Genomic DNA, 1,770 nt, shown 5'->3' on the forward strand with positions numbered 1-1,770 from the left:
ATTGAACTCCCTCTGTATGATTTGATTATCTCACGCAAGCTCGTCTATTCGCAGGATTTCAAACCTTTAGATTTCGATGATGAATGAAAGATAGCGAGATATATTAGGATGTGTCGTTAAAAAGGCATGCGTGAATAGAGGTGAGGTAATTTCACCCAATTCATTCCAAGTGCTGCACGTATTCTCCACGGTGCCCTTAGCGATTTTCACTCCCATGTCTCAACGGGTCATAGCCCTTACATTCCTTCGTCACATCTATCTAAGGGGTGGAGGTCGGTCTTTCTAACGGAATGGGTCGGAGCCCTTTTGTTCAACGTATCCCGATACTCCGTGCTTTCTTTGTCATCCTGCGAATACGCCAACTTGCGTGAAAAAAGGGGTATTTTAAGCTACTAATGCAAGGATTTTTGTTGGGTTGTAGGCTTCATTACTTTGAGCCAATCCTACTAAGAGTCTAGCTAACTTTGAACATAACTTCATAATAGATTTCATCTTTTTAAGCTTCTTTACTTCAACATTATGGTGATGTAATGCTTTAAACTCTTGGTTATTCATGACCATGCTCATCGTGATTAAATAGAGAAAGTGTCGCAGTCGTGGACGGCCACGTTTACTTAGCGTCAATTGTCCTTTCCATTTACCTGAGCTAGCTTCAGTTATATTAAGACCTGCGTGACGGAGTAAAGCATTCCCGTGTGCGTAACCTCTAATATCTCCAGCCTCTCCTAAAACACCAGCTAAAGCAATTGCACTTATTCCAGTAATGGCAAGGATTTTGCCTGAATAGGGGATACGTTCAACAACTTCCTTGGCTTCTTTTTCGATCCTCTGCAGTTGTTTAGTGGCTAAGTCGTACTCTTCAAGGAGCTGCTCTAGATGTAATTTGTAAGCAAGTGTTGCCTGCTTAGATCCAACAGTTTGCTTGGCAAGATCGATGAGAAGATGAGCTCTACGTACACCAGAATGTCGCTTCATTGATTTCTGCCATCCCTTAATGACATCGCCAGGACTCAGTTTACAAAGGTCAGATGGTAGCGGAAATAGCCGGAGGGTTAACAACGCACCTTTGCAAGTTAAAATCTTAAAGACTTGTCTTAGTTCAGGGAAAACAATGTCAACCCAGCGGTGGATCTGGTTAACAGCACTTACAAGTCGTTTCACGACTGTATCTCGGTTAGCCATTAGTACTCGCAGCTCCTCATACTCGGAGGAGTGGAAACGGACAGGGGAGTAGTAGCCGTTCTTCACCATGTCGGCAATAACTAAAGCATCTTTTTTGTCGCTTTTAGAGCGTGTATTGTCGCGGTTTTCTTTATTCTTTTTAACTAGATGAGGATTAACAAGTACGGTTTCAATTTCTTTATTTTTAAGCCACCCGGCAAGGCTTAGCCAGTAATGGCCGGTCGGTTCCATACCAACAATTACTTGAGATAGCTTATATGAAGCTAACAAGTCACGAATCCAACGATCGAGGGACTTGAATCCATCTTCGTCATTACTAAACTCCAAAGGATTGCCAAGAGCGACACCGCGAAAGTTAACTGCTCTAGCAACATGGGCCTCCTGAGCAATGTCTACACCTACAACAATATGATTAAAGGTAATGTTTTCAATGAGTTGATTTTGCTTATCTTGTGATTTAAACTTCATAGTAGAGCGTCCTCCTGGATGATGGAATTAAAGGGCTTTTGACCCGTAGCGTACTTCCATCGTACTGAGGCGCTCGTTTTTTTACAAAGCTGAAATTTATCCAACTACAGGAATCTAACG

General features: G+C 42.4%; 1 protein-coding gene. It reads right to left on the reverse strand.

Annotated elements, in window-relative coordinates:
- Positions 1 to 384: 384 nt before the first annotated feature.
- A complete protein-coding gene (locus tag J2Z65_RS35065) occupies positions 385 to 1,650 on the reverse strand; it encodes an IS110 family RNA-guided transposase (RefSeq protein WP_167067204.1) in 1,266 nt (421 codons plus the stop codon).
- Between the last annotated feature and the right edge of the window lie 120 nt (positions 1,651 to 1,770).

The organism is Paenibacillus aceris (assembly GCF_017874035.1).
GTDB classification, from domain to species: domain Bacteria; phylum Bacillota; class Bacilli; order Paenibacillales; family NBRC-103111; genus Paenibacillus_E; species Paenibacillus_E aceris.

Excerpts from the sequence above, each read along its gene's own strand:
- J2Z65_RS35065 (WP_167067204.1), bottom strand. The coding sequence starts at position 1,650 with ATGAAGTTTAAATCACAAGATAAGCAAAATCAACTCATTGAAAACATT.